General features: G+C 42.2%; 1 protein-coding gene. It reads right to left on the reverse strand.

Going from position 1 to position 794, the window contains the following annotated elements:
- Positions 1–695: IS30 family transposase (locus D7V32_RS17045; protein ID WP_147394251.1), on the reverse strand; the 695-nt coding region annotated here is incomplete at its 3' end.
- Between the last annotated feature and the right edge of the window lie 99 nt (positions 696–794).

Consider the following 794-nt stretch of genomic DNA (forward strand, 5'->3'; position numbering starts at 1 on the left):
ACATACTCATGCAGGCTGAACTCTTTACCATTATCTGCGGTAATCGTCTTGAGCTGATCTTTGATCGGCTCAAGAAGGCTGATGGTTGTTTGGCAAATTTCCTCTGCCTTGCGTGAGCTACACTTTTTCAGCCATAAATAACCCGTCTTCCGGTCTACAATCGAGACCAATGATTGCTGATGCTTCTTACCAACAATCGTATCTATTTCCAAATCACCAAAACGACTCCGATGCTCAATCTCAACAGGTCTGTCATGAATGCTTTTACGATTACTCAGCTGACCACGGGTTTCAGGAGAGCCGTATTTTCTCTTTCTTTGATTTCTGAAACGCAGGTTGTGAAAGAGTGTCCCACCCTTGCTTTTATCCTGTTGTATGAAGCGGTAGATTGAATGCAGACTAACTGAAACATGAGAAGCGATTTGCTCGGGACTCCATTGAATATCAAGATAAGAGATGACACGCATCCAAAGCTCATTAGGAATGGTTCTGGGGTTTGAACAATGCCGCCGTCGAGCGACTTTATTAGCATGTTTAGCAAAATAGCCGTTTCTCGCCCGATTGCGTTTGATTTCTCTAGAAATGGTTGAAGGTGAACGATTCAATCTCCAAGCGATATAACGCTTAGAAAAACCCTCACGTAACAATGTATAAATCTGATATCGTTCTTCTTGGGTAAGATGAGTATAGTTCATGATGCAACTTTGACTTTGGTCGGTCGGAAGCAAAATGCTAGCTCATCTTGCTTTCTTCCAATACGTTAATCTCTGTTGCACTTCATTTGAGAATCTAAG

It is taken from the genome of Acinetobacter tianfuensis, assembly GCF_003611465.1.
GTDB classification, from domain to species: domain Bacteria; phylum Pseudomonadota; class Gammaproteobacteria; order Pseudomonadales; family Moraxellaceae; genus Acinetobacter; species Acinetobacter tianfuensis.